General features: G+C 74.0%; 11 protein-coding genes and 1 pseudogene. 6 read left to right on the top strand and 6 right to left on the bottom strand.

The genetic code is table 11. The features are described 5' to 3' along the window. Positions 1–2: 2 nt before the first annotated feature. A complete protein-coding gene (locus ACZ42X_RS29850) occupies positions 3–1,244 on the top strand; it encodes a GTP-binding protein (protein WP_468296462.1) in 1,242 nt (413 codons plus the stop codon). Here ACZ42X_RS29850 and ACZ42X_RS29845 read toward each other — a convergent pair. Next, a complete protein-coding gene (locus ACZ42X_RS29845) occupies positions 1,241–4,600 on the bottom strand; it encodes an AfsR/SARP family transcriptional regulator (RefSeq protein ID WP_468296459.1) in 3,360 nt (1,119 codons plus the stop codon). The genes ACZ42X_RS29850 and ACZ42X_RS29845 overlap by 4 nt on opposite strands. Positions 4,601–4,675: 75 nt before the next feature. On the opposite strand from ACZ42X_RS29845, the gene ACZ42X_RS29840 reads away from it, so the two are divergent. Further along, the gene (locus ACZ42X_RS29840) at positions 4,676–5,599 is read left to right on the top strand and encodes an NAD(P)-dependent oxidoreductase (RefSeq protein ID WP_468296456.1); all 924 of its coding nucleotides are present in this window, start codon (positions 4,676–4,678) and stop codon (positions 5,597–5,599) included. A 93-nt stretch (positions 5,600–5,692) separates the two neighbouring features. Here ACZ42X_RS29840 and ACZ42X_RS29835 read toward each other — a convergent pair whose 3' ends face one another. Beyond that, entirely contained in the window at positions 5,693–6,055 is a 363-nt protein-coding gene (locus tag ACZ42X_RS29835; RefSeq protein WP_361423726.1) for a YybH family protein, read from the bottom strand. Positions 6,056–6,166: 111 nt separating this feature from the next. Between ACZ42X_RS29835 and ACZ42X_RS29830 the strand changes: the two genes are divergently transcribed. Further along, on the top strand, positions 6,167–7,087 hold the full coding sequence (locus ACZ42X_RS29830; protein WP_468296453.1) for a LysR family transcriptional regulator: 921 nt from the start codon (positions 6,167–6,169) through the stop codon (positions 7,085–7,087). Here ACZ42X_RS29830 and ACZ42X_RS29825 read toward each other — a convergent pair. Both ACZ42X_RS29825 and ACZ42X_RS29820 read right to left on the bottom strand, forming a co-directional pair. Beyond that, a complete protein-coding gene (locus tag ACZ42X_RS29825) occupies positions 7,035–7,925 on the bottom strand; it encodes an alpha/beta fold hydrolase (RefSeq protein WP_468296723.1) in 891 nt (296 codons plus the stop codon). The two genes, ACZ42X_RS29830 and ACZ42X_RS29825, sit on opposite strands and share 53 nt — an antisense overlap. A gap of 243 nt (positions 7,926–8,168) precedes the next feature. Beyond that, positions 8,169–9,644 carry an MFS transporter gene (locus ACZ42X_RS29820; protein ID WP_468296450.1) on the bottom strand — a complete coding sequence of 492 codons (1,476 nt, stop codon included), beginning with the start codon at positions 9,642–9,644 and terminating at the stop codon, positions 8,169–8,171. A 499-nt stretch (positions 9,645–10,143) separates the two neighbouring features. Between ACZ42X_RS29820 and ACZ42X_RS29815 the strand changes: the two are divergent. After that, positions 10,144–10,236, top strand: a pseudogene (locus tag ACZ42X_RS29815) (PadR family transcriptional regulator); the annotation flags it as partial. 74 nt (positions 10,237–10,310) lie between these two features. On the opposite strand, the gene ACZ42X_RS29810 reads toward ACZ42X_RS29815, so the two are convergent. Both ACZ42X_RS29810 and ACZ42X_RS29805 read right to left on the bottom strand, forming a co-directional pair. Continuing rightward, positions 10,311–10,535, bottom strand: coding sequence for a hypothetical protein (locus tag ACZ42X_RS29810; RefSeq protein ID WP_468296448.1), 225 nt, complete (start codon positions 10,533–10,535; stop codon positions 10,311–10,313). 41 nt (positions 10,536–10,576) lie between these two features. Further along, complete coding sequence (locus ACZ42X_RS29805; protein WP_468296445.1) at positions 10,577–12,553, bottom strand: heavy metal translocating P-type ATPase; 1,977 nt, start codon at positions 12,551–12,553, stop codon at positions 10,577–10,579. A gap of 110 nt (positions 12,554–12,663) precedes the next feature. On the opposite strand from ACZ42X_RS29805, the gene ACZ42X_RS29800 reads away from it, so the two are divergent. Beyond that, positions 12,664–13,041 (top strand): ArsR/SmtB family transcription factor, encoded by a 378-nt coding sequence (locus ACZ42X_RS29800; protein ID WP_355359436.1) that lies wholly within the window; start codon positions 12,664–12,666, stop codon positions 13,039–13,041. 23 nt (positions 13,042–13,064) lie between these two features. Next, complete coding sequence (locus tag ACZ42X_RS29795; protein ID WP_468296442.1) at positions 13,065–14,540, top strand: FAD-dependent oxidoreductase; 1,476 nt, start codon at positions 13,065–13,067, stop codon at positions 14,538–14,540. Position 14,541 lies beyond the last annotated feature (1 nt).

Genomic DNA, 14,541 nt, shown 5'->3' with positions numbered 1-14,541 from the left:
CGATGACGACGGCCACGGCGATCCGCGGCAACCGCGACTCGCACGACTCCCGCGACCCGCGTCTGCCCGTCACGGTCCTCTCGGGCTTCCTCGGCGCGGGCAAGACGACGCTGCTCAACCACGTCCTGGGCAACCGGGAGGGCCTGCGGGTCGCCGTGATCGTCAACGACATGAGCGAGGTCAACATCGACGCCGCCCTGGTGCGCGGCGGCGAGGCGGCCCTCTCCCGCACCGAGGAGCGGCTGGTCGAGATGACCAACGGGTGCATCTGCTGCACCCTGCGCGACGACCTCCTGGAGGAGGTCGACCGGCTGGCCCGCGAGGGCCGCTTCGACTACCTCCTCATCGAGTCCAGCGGCATCTCGGAGCCGATGCCCGTCGCCGCGACGTTCGCCTTCCCGCGCGACGACGGCGCCACGCTGGGCGACCTGGCCCGCCTCGACACCATGGTCACGGTCGTCGACGCGGCCAACTTCCTGCCCGAACTGGCCGGCGGCGACGGGCTCGCCGAACGGGGCCTCGACCAGTACGAGGACGACGAGCGCACGGTCAGCGACCTGCTGATGGACCAGATCGAGTTCGCGGACGTCATCGTCCTCAACAAGCTGGACCTCGTCGCGGAGGCGGACGCGGCCCGGCTGGCGGCCGCGCTCACCCGGCTCAACCCGGCCGCCCGCATCCTGACCGCCGAGCGCGGCCGGGTGGCCCCCCAGGACATCCTCGGCACCGGCTTGTTCGACCTGGAGCGTGCCCAGCAGGCGCCCGGCTGGGTCATGGAGCTCAACGGCGACCACATCCCCGAGACCGAGGAGTACGGCATCTCCTCCACGGTCTTCCGGGCGGACCGGGCCTTCCACCCCGAGCGGCTGTGGCGGTTCGTCACCGAGAGCATGGACAGCGGGGCGTACGGACAGATCCTGCGCTCCAAGGGCTTCTTCCGGCTCGCCGGTCGCGACCACGTGACCGGGCTGTGGTCCCAGGCCGGCGCCGTCGCCCGCTTCGAGCCGTCCGGCGCCCGCGAGGACGACGACGAGGGAGGCGGCCAGGGCTGCCAGGAACTGGTCTTCATCGGGACCGGACTGCGCGCCGACGCGCTGCACACCACCCTGGAGACCTGCCTGGTGGCGGAGCGCGAGAGCGGGCCGTGGGACGACCCGTTCCCGGCGTGGGACGTCCACGGGCCGGACGACGCCTGCGACCTGGACGGGAGCCCGGAGCACGCGCATCCGCGCTTGGGCGGCTAGGGGCTTTCCGGGCCCGCGAGCGCGGGGAAGTCCGTCGCCCCCTGCGTGAAGGCGTGCTCGTACGCCTCCGGGGTCAGGCCCGCGCGGACGGAGTCGGTGATGCGGTCGACGTCGCCGCGCTCCGCCTTGGGCAGCGGCGTGCCGACCGCGGCGCGGGCGGCGGCCGCGGCGCCGAGCAGGCGGGCGGCACGCTCGAGGTCGCCGGCCAGGGCCTCCGCTCCGGCGAGGCCCTCGAAGGCGAGGGCGAGGGCGCGGGGGTCGCCGGTGCGGCGCGCGTGGTCGAGGCCTTCCCGGTGGAGCTCCCGGGCGGTGGCGGCGTCACCGCGCTGTTCGGCGATGAACCCGAGCTCGGCGAGGATGAACGCCACTCCGTGGTCCCCTTCCCACCGGCGGCACCAGTCGAGCCAGGCGTGGAAGTGGGCCGCGGCGTCGTCGAGCCTGCCCTGGCGCCGCGCCACGATCCCGAGCCCCACTTCGGCGAACTCCTCGCCGCGCTGGTAGGCGTGTGCGGCGGCCAGTCGCCTGGCGCGTTCGTGGAGGTCCCGGGCGCGGTCGAGGTCGCCGGTGAGCACGGCGGTGCGGCCGAGCCGGGCCAGCATCCTGGACGCGTCGTTCCACAGGTCGAGTGCGCTCGCGAGCCGATGGCCCTCCTCGCGCAGCCGTTCCGCCGCGCCGTAGTCGCCCGCCATCTCGGCCAGGTCCCCGAGGGTGTACGCGGCGTGGAGCCGGCCCCATCCGTCGCCGAGCTCCTCGAAGGCCGCCCGCGCCCGCCGGGCGTCCGCCCGCGCCTCGTCCAGCCTGCCCTGGTGGGCGAGGACTTCGGCACGTACCGCCAGCGCTGCGGCGGCACCCCAGCGGTCGCCCAGCTCCTCGAACCCGGCATGCGCCCGTTCGGCGAGGTGGCGGGTGACCGCCGCATCACCGAACCCGGTCCTGCTCAAGGCGAGGAACCACCGCGCGCGGGCCCGGCCCGCCGGGTCGTCGACGGTGTCGTACGCCGCCATCGCGGCCTGGGTGTCGGTATCGGTGTCGTACCGCGTGTCGAGCAGGAGCAGGGACATCCCCGCGCGCCATGCCCGGGCGGCCGCCTTCCGTTCGGGGGCGCCGTCGCCCGACAGCGCGAGGTCGAAGGAGCGCCGGGCCTCGGCGAACCGGCCGCGCAGGAACCAGTACCACGCCATCGCGTTGACCAGCCGCAGGGCCGCGTCCCCGAGACCGTGGCGCACCGTGTGGGCGAGGGCGGCCCGGACGTTGGCGGTCTCGGCCTCCAGCCGTCGCAGCCACCGGTGCTGGTCGTGGCCCCGGAGGTGGGCGTCGGCGTGCACGGCGAAGTCGGTGTAGTGGGCGAGGTGGCGGTCGCGCGTGCCCCGGAACTCCTCGTCCCCCGCCTCGGCCAGCCGCTCCGCGCAGTAGGCGGCGACCGATTCCAGCAGCCGGTAACGGCCGTCGTGCTGGCCGACCAGCGACCGGTCGACCAGCCGGCCCAGCAGGTCGAGGACGTCGGAGCGGCGCACCCGGCCGTCGGCGCACACCGCTTCGGCGGCCTCCAGCGTGCAGCCGTCGGCGCAGACCGCCAGACGGCGCAGCACGATCCGCTCCCGCTCGCCGAGCAGGCCCCAGCTCCAGTCGAGGGTGGCGCGCAGGGTCCGCTGCCGCGTCGGGGTGGAGCGCAGGGTGGCGGTGAGCACCCGGAAGCGGTCGTCGAGCCGGGCGGCGAGCTCGGCCACGGGCATGAGACGCACCCGGGCGGCGGCCATCTCCAGCGCGAGCGGGATGCCGTCCAGGCGGCGGCAGAGGGTGGCGACGGCCCGCGCGTTGCCCGCGTCGAGCCGGAAGCCGGGATCGGCGGCGGTGGCGCGCGAGACGAAGAGCCGTACCGCGCTGGAACGCAGCAACCGGTCCGGGTCGGGGCCCTCGGGCCCGTCGGCGTCCGGCGCGTCCAGGTCGACGCCGTACGCGTCGGCGCCGGGAAGGTCCAGGGGCGGTACGGGCCACAGGCGTTCGCCGACGACCGCCAGAGGCTCCTGGCTCGTGGCCAGGATCCGCAGGGCGGGCGCGGCGCGCAGCAGTCGTGCGGTCAGCTCGGCGACCGGCTCGACGACGTGCTCGCAGTTGTCCAGTACCAGCAGCGTGTCGCGGCCCCTGAGGGCATCGGCGAGCCGGCCGGCCGGGGGCCGCGCCGGCACGCGCGGGTCGTCCCGCAGACCGAGCACCACGGCGACGGCCTCGTGCACCTCCGCGGCGGTGCGTGCCGTGGCGAGCTCCACCAGCCAGGCGCCGTCCGGCAGTTCGCGGGCGTGGTGCGCGGCCGCCTCCAGGGCGAGCCGTGTCTTGCCGACCCCGCCCGCGCCGGTGAGCGTCACCAGCCGCTCGCGCGTCAGCAGCGCCTGGATCCGCCGTACGTCGTCGGTGCGGCCTATCAGGTCGGTCAGGGGTGCGGGCAGGTTGCCGCGCGGTCCTCCCTCGTGCGGTCCTTCTCCGTGGGGCCCTTCCCCGTACGGTGCCGCCTCGCGCGGTCCCGCCTCGCGCGATCCTGTCCCGTGACGCGGTCCTGCCCTGTACGGCCCTTCCCCGTGGGCCGCCGTCGCGGGGGCCGTGGGCGTGAGGCCGGCGTCCTGCCGCAGGATCGCCTCGTGCAGGGCGGCCAGCCGGCGGCCGGGATCGAGGCCGAGGTCGTCGCGCAGCCGGTCTCGCAGTTCGGCCAGGCTCGCCAGCGCTTCGTCCTGGCGGCCCGCGAGGTAGAGGGCGCGGACGTGGGCGGCCCGCAGCCGCTCGCGCAGCGGGTGCGCGGCGACGAGTTCGCCCAGCTCGCCGGCGAGCAGCGCGTGCTCGCCCAGTTCGAGCCGCGCCTCGGCGAGTTCCTCGAGCCCGGCCAGCCGCTGCTCCTCCAGCCGCCGGGCTTCGGCGCGTACGAACGCGGCGTCGGCGTGGTCGGCGTACGCCTCCTCACCCCGCCAGAGCTCCGCGGCCTCGCGAAGCAGCCGGGCCCTGGCACGGGGGTCGTCGGGGGAGGCCTGCGCGCGGCGCAGCAGCGCCTCGAAGCGTCCGGCGTCGACCGCGGTGTCGTCGGCCCGCAGCAGGTAGCCCGGCGACCGGGACTCGATGAGGTCGCGGCCGCCCGGCTCGGCCTCCTCCAGGGTGCGGCGCAGCAGCGAGACCTTGGAGCGCAGGGTGCGGACGTCGTTCGCCGGGGGCGCGTCGCCCCACAGGGCGTCGATGAGCCGGTCCACCGAGACGGCCCGGCCCCGGTGCACCAGGAGCGCGGTCAGGAGGGCACGGACCTTCGTCTCGTGGACCCGTACGGGCTGACCGTCCGACGTCCACACTTCCAGGGGGCCCAGCACTCCGAAACGCACCCGGTCACGTTACCCGTAACCCCGCCGGAACGTTTCCGGAGACGGACCGGAACCCCGCTCGCGCACAGTCGTGTCATGACGAACACACCGAACACAAAGTCCGTTGTCACCACCGTTTCTGACGCTGCGTCGAACGCTGCCCCGGGTGGCGAGGCCGTCACCGTGATCGGCCTGGGCCTGATGGGCAGGGCCCTCGCCGGCGCCTTCCTCGACGCGGGCCATCCGACCACCGTGTGGAACCGCTCCGCGGGCAAGGCGGACGAACTGGTCGCCCGCGGGGCCACGTTCGCGTCCTCCGTGGCCGAGGCCCTCCGGGCGAGCTCCCTGGTCGTCGTCTGCCTCAGCGACGCCGACGCGGTACGCGACGCGCTCGGCCCGCACCGGGCCGACCTCGCCGGGCGTACCCTCGTCAACCTGACCTCCGGGACATCCGACGAGGCCCGCGCGTTGGCGGAGTTGACCGGCGACTACGTGGACGGCGCGATCATGGCCATCCCCGAGGTGATCGGCACCCCGGACGCCTTTCTGTTGTTCAGCGGAGCACCGGACGCCTTCGCACAGCACCGCGAGACCCTCGGCCGGCTCGGCAAGGCGACCTTCTTCGGCGAGGACCCCGGGCTCGCCTCCCTGTACGACGTGGCGCTGCTCGGCGTCATGTGGGGCACGCTCAACGCCTTCCTGCACGGGGCGGCGCTGCTCGGCGCGGCCAAGGTCGACGCGAGCGCGTTCGCGCCCTTCGCCAACCAGTGGGTGGGCAGCGTGACCGGCTTCATCAGCGCCTACGCCGACCAGATCGACCGCGGCGCCTACCCGGCCGAGGACGCCGCGCTGGAGACCCATCTGGCCACCATGAAGCACCTGGTGCGGGAGAGCGCGGCCGTCGGCGTCGACACCGACTGGCCGGCCCGCATCCAGGCCCTCACCGAACGTGCCATCGGCGCGGGCCACGCCGGTGCGAGCTATGCCGCACTCGTCGAGGTCTTCCGGGGCCGGGCGTAACCGACCGGCAGGCCGGTCCGCCGGCCTGTCGGCATGTCGGCCTGCCGACCCCTGGTGCCCGGCCGGGGCATCCGGCCGGGCTCCTTCGGAGGCTCAGGGCACCGGGACGAACTCCGGCTGGTCCAGCAGGCGCAGCCAGCTTCCGTCCGGCTGGCGCCTGACCACCTGCGCGCGAGCACCGGCACCGTCCCTCGGCGGGGTCGACGTGAGGGCGATGTCGTCGCTGACCAGCGTCGGGAGGGGCGCTTCCGGCTCGAACCGCGGCCTGCCCGCGAGCACCTGCTCCCACAGGGCGCGGATCGCCTCCCGGCCGACGGTCTGCCGGCCGGGGGGAAACGCCACCACGGCGTTCTCCTCGTAGAGCGCGGCGACTCCGGCCGCGTCACCGGCGTTGGACCGCTCGACGAACAAGCGGGTGATGTCCTCGGGGCGCATGGCCTTCTCGTACTCCGGCATGAATTCCTCCTGGGATCGGATCCGGTGTCGGTCTGTCAGCGGTTCCGATCCTCGTCACCCTCGTATCAGAAGTCCAACAGATGGTTTTTGTGGAAACTAGAATCCACGGTCATGGAACTGAGGCAGCTGGAGTACTTCGTCGCCGTCGCCGAGGAGCGGAACTTCACCCGGGCCGCGGAGCGGGTCCGCATCAGCCAGTCCGGGGTGAGTGCGCAGATCCGGCAGCTGGAACGGGAGCTCGGGGCCGCGCTGTTCGACCGCTCCGCACGGATCGTCACCCTCACCGTCGCGGGCAAGGCGGCCCTCGAACCGGCCCGCGCCGCTCTCGCCGCCGCCCGGGCGGTCGGGCAGGCGGTGGGCGAGGTGGCGGACCTCGTCCGGGGGCGCGTGACCGTCGGGATGGTCAGCGGCTGCACCGTCACGCCGCTGTTCGACGCCCTCGCCTCGTTCCGCGGAGCGCATCCCGGGGTGGAGCTCTCCCTGCTGGAGGACCGCTCCGACCGGCTCGCGGAGGCGGTGCGCGCGGGCGCCCTCGACCTGGCCCTCATCGGGGCCGCGGCGGCCGTTCCCGAGGGGCTGGAGGCGTTGACCCTCATCGACGAGCGGCTCTGCGTCGCGGTCCCGGCCGGGCATCCGCTGGCGCAGCGCCGACGGGTCACGCTGCGCGACGCGTGCTCCCACCCGCTGGTGTGCATGCCACCCGGCACCGGCCTGCGCACGGTCTTCGACGACGCCTGCGCGGCGCAGGGCATCCGGCCGCCGATCGCCCTGGAGGCCAGCGCCCCGGACGCCATCGCCGACCTCGCCGCCCGCGGGCTCGGCGTCGCCGTCCTCAGCGATTCGATGGCCCGGCACTACGGCGACCGCCTCACCGCCCGTCCCCTCGACGACATCACGACACCCGCACTCCTGGCCCTCGTCTGGCGGAGCGCGCACAACCCGGCGGTACGCGAGCTGCTGCGCCACTGCCGACAGGCCTTCACCGGGCCCGCTCACCGAGGCCGTCCCGGTCCGGCCGCAGGAAGTCGGTGAGTGCGGAGGCCAGTTCCTCGGGCGCCTCCTCGGCGACGTGGTGTCCCGAGTCGATGCCGTGGCCCCGGACGTCGGTGGCCCACCGGCGCCAGATGGCGCGGGGATCTCCGTACAGGTCCTCCAGGTCGTCCCGGAGCGACCACAGGACGAGCGTCGGGCAGGCGATGCGCGCACCGGCGGCGCGGTCGGCTTCCTCATGCCGCCGGTCGACGGTCAGACCGGCGCGGTAGTCCTCGAGCATCGCCCGTACCACCTCGGGATCGGAGGTGGCGCGCCGCCATTCGTCGTAGTTCTCCCGGCCCATCACCTCGGGGTCGCCGTGGTACCAGGCGACGGGGTCGACGGTGATGACGCGCTCGGGGATGTCCGGCTGCGCGAAGAAGAACCAGTGCCACCACTGGGTGGCGAACTCGGCGGTGATCCGTGACAGATGCTCCGTCAGCGGCAGGCAGTCCGCGAAGACCACCCGGGAGACGGCCTCCGGGTGGTCGAGCGTGAGGCGCAGGGCCACGGCCCCTCCGCGGTCGTGCCCGGCGAGCGCGAACCTGCGATGTCCGAGGTGCCGCATCACGGCCACCACGTCCCCGGCGACCGCGCGCTTGGAATAACCGGCGTGATCGGCCGTGAAGCGCGGCCCCCGGGAGCGCCCGTACCCCCTCAGGTCCGGGCACACCACCGTGTGACCGGCGCGTACGAGCAGCGGGGCGACCCGGTGCCACGTCGCCGACGTACGGGGATGACCGTGCAGCAGCACCACGGGCGGACCGCTCCCGCCGAAGCGGACGAAGACGGAAGCCTCGCCGGTGTCGATCCGCGCTGTCTCGAAGCCCTCGAACATCCCGGCCTCCCTGGGGCTCGGCTCATCCACCACGTCTCACCGTCGCGTTCAGCCGCAGACGCGTCCGGCGCCGCGGTCGGGCCTCCGGCCATCAGTGTCACGACTCCACCGGGTGCCGCTTCTACCCCCGGTCCCCGCCCGTACTCCTCGCGCACCGGAGCGCCGCCCGTGAGCTGGGCCGCTACCCGTCCAACAGCAAAGCCGGCGGCCCCGGCCGACGTTGCGGCCGGGGCCCGGGGTTACTCAATCGGACTTGTCGGCCTGCTCGGGCAGGCAGAACAGCAGGGCCCACAGCAGGGCGATGAGGCTGCCGACCCACCACAGCACGGTGATGAACGCGCCGCGGTTGAGTTCGGCGTCGGATGAGCCGCCGGTGGTGGCGAAGAACACCAGGGCGGTCAGCGCGGTGCCGAGGGCGATGCCCAGGTGCATGACGGTGTTGAACAGGCCCGAGGCGGCGCCGGCGTCCTCGTGCGGGACCCGGGCCAGCGACATGTCGGCGAGCGGGCCACCGACCATGCCGAGACCGAATCCGATCAGTACCACCGGAGCGGTCATCGCCATGAGGCTCAGGTCCGCCTGGCCTGCTTCGATCTGGAGCCCGTAGGCGGCCATCGCGGCAAGCGTGATGAGAGCTCCGGCCTGCGGCAGCCGGCGGGCGAAGCGCCCGCCGCTCCTCGCCACGACCGTCGCACCGCCCAGCTCTCCGACGGAGAGGAGCACGAAGGCCAGAGCCGCGTGGAAGGGGCTCATGCCCAGTCCGCGCTGGAGGTAGAGCGTCCAGGTCATGAAGAACAGCCCGCACAAGAGGCCGTGCATCAGCTGCGCGGCCATGCCGCCCGAGAACTGCCGTCCCCGGAAGAGGGACAGAGGCACGAGCGGAGCGCTGCCCTGCTTGCGCTTCTGGTGACGCAGGAACACAGCGACGACGAGGAGGCCCGCGGCGAGCAGGACGAAGCACCACAGCGGCCAGTGATGCAGGTGCCCCTCGGTGAGCGGGAAGACGATCAGGACGACGGCCAGCGCGGACAGCAGCATGCCGGTCAGGTCGAGCCGGACGGCCTTCTGCACGGTCGACTCGGGGATGAACCTGCGCCCCAGGAGGATCACGGCGAGGCCGACGGGCACGTTGACCAGGAAGATCGGCCGCCAGGACAGGCCGAGCAGGTCCGCCTCGGTCAGCAGACCGCCCATCACCGGGCCCAGGACGTTGGCGAGCGACATGACGGCCCCGTACAGACCGAACACCTTGCTGCGGTTCCGGCCCTCGAAGGTGACATGGAGGGTGGCCAGGATCTGCGGGATCATCAGGGCCACTCCCACGCCCTGGAGCCCGCGGGCGCCGACCAGCATGCCCGGCCCGGCAGCAAGGCCGCACAGCAGTGAGGCCGTGGTGAACACGACGGTGCCGATGAGCAGCATCCTGCGCCGGCCGTAGAGGTCGCCGAGGCGTCCGCCGGTGATCAGCCCGACGGCGACGGGCAGTGAGTAGCCGGTGGTCAGCCACTGCACCGCGTCCGGTCCGGCACCGGTCGACTCCTGAATCGCGGGCAGGGCGGTCAGGACGACCGACTGGTCGATCATGTCCATCAGCTCGGCGCCCAGGAGCACCACGAGGGCGATCCAGGCCGCAAGGCCCATCTTCGACAGGCCGGGGGTGGGCTGGGTTGGGGACTGGGTGGTGTGCTTCGGCTCGTTGTCGAGCGCGGAGGAAGACACGACGGGAAACTCCTGATCCAAAGGAATCGGGGAGCCCTGCCGACGGCCGCACCGGGGCCGGAGAACACGAAACCCGGGGCAGACGGCAGAGCTGCACCCGGGACAGAAAACTGCGGGGAAGATGACGCAACTCAGGCCAGCGCGACGTCCGCCCCCAGACACGTGCGACACAACAGCACGCGGGAACGCGGACGACTACATGGCCCGGTTAATAAGTCGTCACCTCAAGATCGACACAGAAGGAACAGGACATCCGGTCGCTGCCACCGATACCTCGGCACAGGAACACGTCCACGGTACGACATCCCAGGCCCCCGACGCACACCAGGCGGTGGGCCTCCGCTCTCAGAAAGGGTCCTTTGCCCGAGCAAGATCAAAGCCGGCGCCCGGTGATCGCGACCTGGCGGTCAGGTCAGCAGTGTCGCGGAACTCGGCCCTGAGGCTCTGCTCGTCGATGACGGGCACGGTCGGCACCGCCTGGTCAACGACCGTCCGGAGCGACCCGTTCCGCCAAGGCGTCCTGGCCATCGCCCGCGCCACCACCCAGGCGGAACTCACCTGGCTCCGCACCACCCTCACCGGCCTGGAGAGCGCCTGGGCCGTTGCTTGTGGATCACGTTGCCGACCGGATGAAGACGGCGGCAACGTGCAGTCACTGAGGCTTCCTCATCCCCCCTTCCGCCCGCTCAGCCGCTGATGCCTGCGCCCGGCCCAGCCGACGGCGACCCATGCGGCGAAGAGGACAGCCGCGGCGACGAAGCCGGCGGCGGTGTCGGTGAAGACGAGCATGAGCAGGACCACGACCAGCGTGATCGTCCCGAGCGTGGAGGTGGTGAAGGCGTCGGCGCGCAGGAGGACGCGCAGGAGGCGGGAGGGTGCGGTGTCGGTCATGCTTCCGCATTCTGCCGGGCAGCGGCGGTACGGGGTCCGGCTCATGCGGAGAGCCCCTTCCGCCACGCCGACTCGCGCAGCAGCCGCAGGCCGTTGAGGCCGACGAGGACCGTGGAGCCCTCGTGGCCGGCGACGCCGAGCGGCAGCGGGAGGTGGCCGGCCAGGTCCCAGATCACCAGGGCGCCGATGCAGACGCCCGCGATGACGAGGTTCTGCACGACCAGGGTGCGGGCGCGGCGGGAGAGGGCCACGACCGCCGGGACCGTGGCCAGTTCGTCGCGTACGACGACGGCGTCGGCGGTCTCCAGGGCGAGGCCGGAGCCGGCGCGGCCCATCGCGATGCCGCTGTGCGCGGCCGCGAGGGCGGGGGCGTCGTTGACGCCGTCGCCGACGACGAGGGTGCGCTGCCCGGCGCGTTCCCAGGCGTGGACGGCCGCCACCTTGTCCTCGGGCAGCAGCCCGGCTCGTACGTCGCTGATCCCGGCTTCGGCGGCGACGCGGCGGGCGGCGGCCTCGTTGTCGCCGGTCAGCAGGGCGGGGGCGGTGCCGCTGAGCCGGGCGAGGGCGGCGACGGCGGCGGGGGCCCCGTCGCGGAGGCGGTCTGCGACGCCGAGGACGGCGACGGGGAGGGAGTCGACGGTGACCACGACGGCGGTGCGGCCCTCGGCCTCGACCTCGCGCACGGTGTCGGACGGGGCGTCGGGGCGCCCGACCGTGACCTCCCGGCCGTCGACGAGGGCCCGCACGCCCACACCCGGGGTGGAGGTGAAACCGGTGGCCTCGGGGACCGGCAGGCCGCGCTCGCGCGCGGCGGCGACGACCGCGCGGGCCAGGGGGTGTTCGCTCGGGAGCTCGGCCGCGGCGGCGAGGGACAGGGCCTCGGCCTCGGTGAGGGCGGTGCCGCCGACGGCGTCGGTGCCGGTGTCGGTGAGCAGCCGGATGCCGGTGACGCGGGGCGCGCCCTCGGTGAGGGTGCCGGTCTTGTCGAGGGCCACGCGGTCGGCCTGGCCGAGGCGCTCCATCACCACGGCCGACTTGACGAGGACGCCGTGGCGCCCGGCGTTGGCGATGGCGGACAGCAGCGGCGGCATGGTGGCGAGGACCACCGCGCACGGCGAGGCCACGATCATGAACGTCATGGCGCGCAGCAGTGTCCCGGTGAAGTCCGCGCCGAAGGCGAGGGGCACGGCGAACAGCGCGAGGGTCGCGATGACCACGCCCACCGAGTAGCGCTGTTCGATCTTCTCGATGAACAGCTGGGTGGGGGCCTTCGTCGCGCTGGCCTCCTCGACCATGGCGACGATCCGGGCGATGACCGATGCGGAGGCGTCCTTGTCGACGCGGACGCGCAGCGCACCGGTGCCGTTGAGGGTGCCCGCGAAGACCTCGTCGCCGGGGGCCTTGGCGGCGGGCAGCGGTTCGCCGGTGATGGTCGCCTGGTCGACGTCGCTCGCGCCGTCGAGGACCGTGCCGTCGGCGGGCAGCCGCTCCCCCGGCCGTACGAGGACGAGGTCGCCGACCCGCAGGTCGGCCACGTCGACCGGCTCCTCACCGGTGTCCGTGAGCCGTACGGCCTTGGCGGGGGCGAGGTCGAGCAGGCCGCGCACCGAGTCGGCGGTGCGCCGGGTCGCGAGGGCCTCCAGTGCTCCGGAGACGGCGAAGATGACGATGAGGAGGCCGCCGTCGAGGAACTGGCCGATCGCGGCGGCTCCGATGGCCGCCACGACCATGAGCAGGTCGACGTCGAGGGACTTCTCGCGCAGTGCCTGGAGCCCGGCCCAGCCCGGCTCCCAGCCGCCGGCGGCGTAGCAGAGGGCGTAGAGCGGCCCCCAGGCCCACGCCGGCGCGCCGGCCAGGTCGAGCGGGAACGCCGCCAGGAAGGCGACGGCGGACAGGGCCGCCCAGCGGACCTCGGGCAGGGCGAAGAGCCGGGTCCGGCGGGCGGGGGGCGCGGTGGCGGCGGACGGGGCCGCGGACCGGGAAGCGGACCGGGCGGTGTCGAGCACCGGGGAAGCCATCGGGGGCACACCTCTCCAGGGGAAGGGGACGGCGCGAACGTGCTCACCATACCCGAACACATGAAGAGGTCTTCATCTGTACGAGTGGACACGCGGTTACGATGACCTGCATGGGACACGGAGTGCATGGCGAGACGACCCCCGCAGCCCGCCTCGACGCGGAGTCCGCGGCCACCATCGCCGCCACGCTCCAGGCCCTCGCCACGCCGTCCCGGCTGATGATCCTCACGCGGCTCCGCCAGGGCCCCTGCGGGGTGACCGAGCTCGCCGAGTCGGTCGCCATGGAGCAGTCCGCCGTCTCGCACCAGCTGCGCCTGCTGCGGGCGCTGGGGCTGGTCACCGGCGTCCGCCAGGGCCGCCGGATCGAGTACAGCCTCTACGACAACCACGTGGCCCAGCTCCTGGACGAGGCCGTGTACCACATCGAGCACCTTCGGCTCGGCGCGCGTGATCTGCCCCAATCCGCCGTGGATACTGGGCAGTCCTAGGCGGACGACCCGAAGGGGCGGGCATGACCGACCAGTTGGAGACGGCACACGGCGTGCGGCACGCGGTGGTCATCGGCGGGAGCCTCGCCGGACTACTCGCGGCCCGGGTACTCGCGGACCACGCGGAGCGCGTGACCGTCATCGAGCGGGACCGCTTCCCCGAGGGGCCGCAGCCGCGCGCGGGCGTGCCGCAGGGCCGGCACATCCACGTCCTGCTGGAGAGCGGCCAGCGGGCCCTGGACACGCTGCTGCCCGGAGTGGTGGACGAGCTGCGCGCCCAGGGGGCGCCCCGGGTCGGCATGCCCGACGACCTCGTGCAGTGGCAGGGCGGGCGCTGGTACCGCCGCACGCCCGCGACGGCGTACCTGCTCACCGGCTCCCGCCCGCACCTGGAGCACGTGGTGCGCCGCCGGGTGCTGGCCGACCCCAGGATCCGGGCCGTCGAGGGCACGGAGGCCGTCGGGCTGATCGGCGACGCCGCGCGCGTGCGGGGCGTACTGCTGCGCGAGCGCGGCGCGGGGGCGGGCGCAGGCACCAGCACCGGCGCGGGAAGCACCGCGGACAGCGACGGGAACAAGGGTGCGAGCGAGGGTGCCGGGCGGGACACACGACCGCTCGCGGCGGACCTGGTCGTGGACGCGTCCGGGCGCGGCTCGCGTGCGGCCGCGTGGCTGTCGGCGCTCGGCGCCGAGCCGCCGCACGAGGAGACGCTGGACACGGGCCTCGCGTACGCGACCCGGCTGTACCGCGCCGGCTCGGCGGGCGACGGCACGGACGGACTGGGCCAGTACATCGTCCCCCACCCGCAGCAGACGCGCGGCGCCGTGGTGCTGCCGCTCGAGGACGGCCGCCATCTGGTGACGCTGTCCGGGCTGCGCGGCGACGAACCACCCACGGACGGCGAGGGGTTCGTGGCGTACGCGGCCCGCTTGCCGCACCCCCTGGTGAGCGAGTGGCTGGCCAAGGCCGAGCCCGACGGGCCGGTCCACGGTTTCCGCCGCACGGCGAACGTGCGGCGGCGCTACGACCGTCCGGGCCGCCGCCCGGCCGGGTTCCTCGCCACCGGCGACGCGCTGTGCACCTTCAACCCGATCTACGGGCAGGGCATGTCCGTCGCCGCGCTCTCCGCGGTGGCGCTGCGCGACGCGCTCGACGACCCGCGGCGTACGCCGACGACTCGGCGGGTGCAGCGGGCTCTGTTCGACGCCTCCCGTCAGGCGTGGGACGTCTCGGCGGGCGCGGACCGGAACATGCCGGGTGCCCGGGGCGACGCGGCGCGGGCGCGGGCCGCCGACCGGGCCGTCGCCTGGTACCTCCAGCGGGTCCAGGCGCGGGCGGTGGGCGACCCGGAGGTGGGCGCGGCCTTCCGCTCGGTCCTGTCGCTGGTGGAGCCGCCGACCGCGCTGTTCGCGCCGCGGATCGCGCGGGCGGTGCTGCTCGGGCCGGTCCGCGAGGCGCCCACCGAACCGCAGATGTGGCGGGAGTCCACAGAGGGCTGAC

This window comes from Streptomyces sp. NPDC030862 (assembly GCF_055571835.1).
The sequence above is the reverse complement of the archived record's forward strand: the minus strand, read 5'-3'. Positions and strand labels throughout refer to the sequence as shown.